This is a genomic window from Streptomyces sp. NPDC004031, assembly GCF_053604375.1.
On sequence record NZ_JBSGHL010000119.1, the window covers coordinates 1 to 5,995 of the forward strand.

The window sequence follows — 5,995 nt, forward strand, 5'->3', positions numbered from 1 at the left end:
CTCCGGCACGCCCACCGACGCCTCCCGGCATCAGGCGCTGACCCAGGCCATTGCCCCGGGTTCGCCCTGGGGGCACCGCCGCGCCAGGACGTGAAATGCTGGACCAGCAGTGGGGCAACTGCGGTCTGACGGGGAGGACTTGATGCCGGAATTCGCGCACCGGGCTGCCGGCGGTGGCGACCCCGACCCCGATGCGGAAGGCCCGGCGCCCGCCGAGCCGATCCGGGTCCTGGTGGTCGACGACCACGCGCTCTTCCGGCGGGGTCTGGAGATCGTGCTCGCGCAGGAGGAGGACATCCAGGTCGTAGGCGAGGCCGGGGACGGCGCGGAGGCGGTGGAGAAGGCCGCGGACCTGCTGCCCGACATCGTGCTGATGGACGTGCGGATGCCGCGCCGCGGCGGCATCGAGGCCTGCACCTCCATCAAGGAGGTGGCCCCGAGCGCGAAGATCATCATGCTGACGATAAGCGACGAGGAAGCCGACCTCTACGAGGCGATCAAGGCCGGCGCGACCGGCTACCTGCTCAAGGAGATCTCCACCGACGAGGTGGCCACCGCGATCCGTGCGGTGGCGGACGGGCAGTCGCAGATCAGCCCGTCGATGGCGTCCAAGCTGCTGACCGAGTTCAAGTCGATGATCCAGCGCACCGACGAGCGGCGGCTGCTGCCCGCGCCCCGGCTCACCGACCGGGAGCTGGAGGTGCTCAAGCTGGTGGCGACGGGGCTGAACAACCGCGACATCGCCAAGGAGCTGTACATCAGCGAGAACACCGTGAAGAACCACGTCCGCAACATCCTGGAGAAGCTCCAGCTGCACTCCCGGATGGAAGCGGTGGTCTACGCGATGCGGGAGAAGATCCTGGAGATCCGCTGACCTGTGGGCCCGCCCGCGGGCGGGCCCACAGGCCGGGCGGTCCGCTCAGCGGCGGTCGTGGGCGAGCTTGACGGCGGCGGCCAGCGGCTCGCGCAGCGTCTCGGGCAGCACCCGCTCCACCCGGGCCTCCACGCAGCCCACCCAGCCCGCCGCCTCGGCGATGGCGTCCGCGGCGGGCTGCACCGCCTTCGGGCCGTCCAGCGTCACCTGCCGGGCGATCAGCGTGCTGCCCTCGCGTGCCGGGTCGACCCGGCCCACGAGCCGTCCGCCCGCCAGCAGCGGCATCGCGAAGTATCCGTGCACGCGCTTCGGCTTGGGGGTGTAGGCCTCCAGGCGGTGGGTGAAGCCGAAGATCCGCTCCGTCCGCGGCCGGTCCCAGATCAGCGAGTCGAAGGGCGACAGCAGCGTCGTACGGTGCCGGCCGCGCGGTTCGGCCGCGAGCGCCTCGGGATCGGCCCACGCGGGCTTGCCCCAGCCCTCGACCTCGACCGGCACCAGGCCCGTGTCGTCGATGACCGCGGCGACCTGCTCGCCCTTGAGGCGGTGGTAGTCGGCGAGATCCGCGCGGGTGGCCACGCCCATGGCGGCACCGGCCTGCGCGACCAGCCGCCGCATGCACGCGTCGTCGTCCAGCTCGTCGTGCAGCAGTTCGGCGGGGACGGCGCGCTCCGCCAGGTCGTACACGCGCTTCCAGCCGCGGCGCCGGGTGCAGACCACCTCGCCGGTGTCCAGCAGCCACTCGACGGCGATCTTCGTCTCCGACCAGTCCCACCACGGGCCGCCGTTCTTGGCGCCGCCCAGCTCCGTCGACGTCAGCGGGCCGTCGGCCCTGAGCCGGTCCAGGACGGCGGCGCAGGAGCGCTCGGCGTCCGCCAGCACGTGCCAGCGGTGGCCGCGCGCCCGCCGGGCCCGGCGGCGGAAGGCGAAGTGCGGCCACTCCTCGATGGGCAGGATGCACGCGGCGTGCGACCAGTACTCGAAGGCGTGGTCGTCGGACCAGTAGGCCTGCTCCACCGCCTGCCGGCCGACAGCGCCCAGCCGGGCGTAGGGGACCAGCTCGTGCGAGCGGGCCAGTACCGAGATCGTGTCCAGCTGCACGGCACCGAGCGAGCGCAGCACCCCGCGGGTGCCGGCCCGCCGGTCGGGGGCGCCGAGAAGGCCCTGGGCGCGCAGGGCGATCCTGCGGGCCTCGTCGGCGGACAGGGAGAGCTGGGGAGGCGGCAGCACGGTCATGGGGGCCAGGCTAGGGGGACCCACTGACAAGCGTCCCCGACCTGCGCCGACGCCCTCCCCGGCAGCCGGCAGCCAGCGGAGGAGCGTGCCGGGCTCAGTCCACCGGGCGCGCCGGGTCGTAGGGCAGGTACGGGGTCGCCGAGGCGAGGCCCAGGTCCGAGGGGAGCAGGGAGCCGGTCCAGGCGTCCCGGCGGATGCCGCGCACCGAGATCTTCGCCCGCTGGGTGCCCTCCATGACGAAGCCGAGGCGCAGCGCCACCGCGCGGGAGCCCTCGTTGCCGGCGTCGGCGTACCACTCCAGCCGCTCCACGCCCAGGCTCTCGAAGGCCCACCGGCACACCGCGCGCGCCGCCTCGACCGTGTAGCCCCTGCCGCGCTGCTCCTTCGCCGTCCAGTAGCCGAGCTCCGCCTGGCGCACCGGCGCGGCCAGCTGCCCGAGCCTGACCAGGCCCATGGAGCTGACCAGGGCGCCGCTTTCGCGGGTGAAGACGCCGAAGTTGTACAGGGTGTCGTCCCGCCAGCCCTGCGGGCTGATCTGCCCGACGAACTCCTCGGCGTGCGCGCGGGTGTACGGCGAGGGCACGTTCGTCCAGCGCGGGATCTCCGGGTCCTGGCACGCGGCGTGCACCGCGTCGATGTCGCCGGGCTCCAGCTCGCGCAGGTACAGACGGTCGGTGGTCAGCGTCACGGACTGCATGGTCGGCGCGCACCTTTCTGTCGGGGGCGGGGTGGCCACCGGGCACGGTCCCGCGGGAAGATGCCGTGAACCGGGCCGTGCGGGCGGCCCCGCGGCCGAGTATCGCTGGCCCCGGGAGCGACGGAAAACCGTTTTGCCGCCGCCGGGCCTCCCGGCCCGATGCTCTCCTCGCTTACGATGGCCGTTGCAGCAGGGCCCCGGCAGACAAAACCCCTGCTGTGCCCCGCGCGGCAACCGCGCCAGGCCCGACCGGCAAGGAGCCAGCCTACGTGTCCGTCATCACCAAGATCATGCGTGCAGGCGAAGGCAAGATCCTGCGCAAACTGCACCGCATCGCGGACCAGGTCAATTCCATCGAAGAGGACTTCGAGAGCCTTTCCGATGCCGAGCTGCGGGCCCTCACCGACGAGTACAAGGAGCGGTACGAGGGCGGCGAGAGCCTCGACGACCTGATGCCCGAGGCGTTCGCCACGGTGCGCGAGGCCGCGCGGCGCGTGCTGGGCCAGCGGCACTACGACGTGCAGTTGATGGGCGGCGCGGCCCTGCACATGGGATATGTCGCCGAGATGCGCACCGGCGAGGGCAAGACGCTCGTCGGCACCCTGCCCGCGTACCTGAACGCGCTGTCCGGCAAGGGCGTGCACCTGATCACCGTCAACGACTACCTCGCCGAGCGCGACTCGGAGTGGATGGGCCGGGTGCACCGCTTCCTCGGCCTCACGGTGGGCTGCATCCTCGCCAACCAGTCGCCTGCCGAGCGCCGCGAGATGTACGCGTGCGACATCACCTACGGCACGAACAACGAGTTCGGCTTCGACTACCTGCGCGACAACATGGCGTGGTCGAAGGACGAACTCGTCCAGCGCGGCCACAACTTCGCGATCGTCGACGAGGTCGACTCGATCCTCGTCGACGAGGCCCGTACGCCGCTGATCATCTCCGGCCCCGCCGACCAGGCCACCAAGTGGTACAGCGACTTCGCGCGCCTGGTGCGCCGGCTGAACCGCGGCGAGGCCGGCGGCATCGGCAAGGAGGAGACCGGCGACTACGACGTCGACGAGAAGAAGCGCACCGTCGCCATCCACGAGTCCGGCGTCTCCAAAGTCGAGGACTGGCTGGGCATCGACAACCTCTACGAGTCGGTCAACACCCCGCTCGTCGGTTATCTGAACAACGCCATCAAGGCCAAGGAGCTCTACAAGAACGACAAGGACTACGTCGTCATGGACGGCGAAGTCATGATCGTCGACGAGCACACCGGCCGTATCCTCGCCGGCCGCCGCTACAACGAGGGCATGCACCAGGCGATCGAGGCGAAGGAAGGGGTGGACATCAAGGACGAGAACCAGACGCTCGCCACGATCACCCTGCAGAACTTCTTCCGCCTCTACAGCACGCTGTCGGGCATGACCGGTACGGCCATGACCGAGGCCGCCGAGTTCCACCAGATCTACAAGCTGGGCGTGGTGCCGATCCCGACGCACCGCGCGGTCGCGCGCATCGACCGCCCCGACCTGATCTACCGCACGGAAGAGGCGAAGTTCGCCGCCGTGGTCGAGGACATCGTCGAGAAGCACGAGAAGGGCCAGCCGGTGCTGGTCGGCACCGTGTCCGTCGAGAAGTCCGAGTACCTGTCCGCGCAGCTGTCCAAGCGCGGCGTGCCGCACGAGGTGCTGAACGCCAAGCAGCACGACCGTGAGGCGTCGATCGTCGCGCAGGCCGGCCGCAAGGGCGCGGTCACCGTCGCCACCAACATGGCCGGCCGCGGTACCGACATCAAGCTCGGCGGCAACCCCGACGACCTGGCCGAGGCCGAGCTGCGCCAGCGCGGCCTGGACCCGGTCGAGCACGTCGAGGAGTGGGCCGCGGCCCTCCCGGCGGCGCTGGAGCGCGCGGAGGAGGCCGTCAAGGCCGAGCACGAGGAGGTCGTCGAGCTCGGCGGGCTGTACGTGCTGGGCACCGAGCGGCACGAGTCGCGGCGCATCGACAACCAGCTGCGCGGCCGCTCCGGCCGTCAGGGCGACCCGGGCGAGTCCCGCTTCTACCTGTCGCTGGGCGACGACCTGATGCGGCTGTTCAAGGCGCAGATGGTCGAGCGCGTGATGTCGATGGCGAACGTGCCCGACGACGTGCCGATCGAGAACAAGATGGTCACCCGCGCCATCGCCTCGGCCCAGTCGCAGGTCGAGCAGCAGAACTTCGAGATCCGCAAGAACGTCCTGAAGTACGACGAGGTGCTCAACCGGCAGCGCGAGGTCATCTACGGCGAGCGCCGCCGCGTCCTGGAGGGCGAGGACCTCCAGGACCAGGTGCAGCACTTCATGGACGACACGATCGACGCGTACATCGACGCCGAGACCAGCGAGGGCTTCGCCGAGGACTGGGACCTCGACCGGCTGTGGGGCGCCTTCAAGCAGCTCTACCCGGCCAAGGTCACCATCGACGAGCTGGAGGAGGAGGCCGGCGACCGCGCCGGGATCACCGCCGAGTTCATCGCCGAGGCCGTCAAGGACGACATCCACGCGCAGTACGGCGAGCGCGAGAAGTCGCTCGGCGAGGAGATCATGCGCGAGCTGGAGCGCCGTGTGGTGCTCTCGGTGCTGGACCGCAAGTGGCGTGAGCACCTCTACGAGATGGACTACCTCCAGGAGGGCATCGGGCTGCGCGCCATGGCGCAGCGCGACCCGCTGGTGGAGTACCAGCGCGAGGGCTTCGACATGTTCACGGCCATGATGGACGGCATCAAGGAGGAGTCCGTCGGCTACCTGTTCAACCTGGAGGTCCAGGTCGAGCAGCAGGTCGAGGAGGTGCCGGTGCCGGCCGACGCGTCGGCCGACGTCCAGGACGAGGTGCCGTCGCTGACCAAGGAGCGCCCGGAGATCCGCGCCAAGGGCCTGGAGACGCCCAAGCGCGCCGACCGGCTGCACTTCTCCGCGCCGTCCGTGGACGGCGAGGGCGGTGTCGTCGAGGGCGAGTTCGCCGGTGCCCCCGCGGACGCCGCGCAGGGCGGCGAGGACGGCTCGACGCGCGCCGAGCGCCGCAAGGCCGCCAAGGGCGGACGGCGCCGCAAGAAGTAGCCGCGCGCACCGATCACCGGCCGGGGAGGTCATCGTCACGCACGCGAGTTTCCGGGTGCAGCTGGGAAGGAGTTCCGCGCGCTCGCTGACGCGCAGCCCGCGCGGCCTGGCCGC

Annotated in this window: 4 protein-coding genes; 2 read left to right on the plus strand and 2 right to left on the minus strand. The window is 71.0% G+C overall.

Going from position 1 to position 5,995, the window contains the following annotated elements; all coding sequences use genetic code 11:
- Positions 1 to 142: 142 nt before the first annotated feature.
- On the plus strand, positions 143 to 874 hold the full coding sequence (locus tag ACWERV_RS36295) for a response regulator (protein ID WP_398180926.1): 732 nt from the start codon (positions 143 to 145) through the stop codon (positions 872 to 874).
- Positions 875 to 919: 45 nt separating this feature from the next.
- Here the strand turns inward: ACWERV_RS36295 and ACWERV_RS36300 are convergent, their stop codons facing one another.
- Complete coding sequence (locus ACWERV_RS36300) at positions 920 to 2,107, minus strand: winged helix-turn-helix domain-containing protein (protein WP_452941119.1); 1,188 nt, start codon at positions 2,105 to 2,107, stop codon at positions 920 to 922.
- A 94-nt stretch (positions 2,108 to 2,201) separates the two neighbouring features.
- The gene (locus ACWERV_RS36305) at positions 2,202 to 2,804 is read right to left on the minus strand and encodes a GNAT family N-acetyltransferase (protein ID WP_452941121.1); all 603 of its coding nucleotides are present in this window, start codon (positions 2,802 to 2,804) and stop codon (positions 2,202 to 2,204) included.
- 269 nt (positions 2,805 to 3,073) lie between these two features.
- Between ACWERV_RS36305 and secA the strand changes: the two genes are divergently transcribed.
- The gene (gene secA, locus ACWERV_RS36310; protein ID WP_398180935.1) at positions 3,074 to 5,881 is read left to right on the plus strand and encodes a preprotein translocase subunit SecA; all 2,808 of its coding nucleotides are present in this window, start codon (positions 3,074 to 3,076) and stop codon (positions 5,879 to 5,881) included.
- Positions 5,882 to 5,995 lie beyond the last annotated feature (114 nt).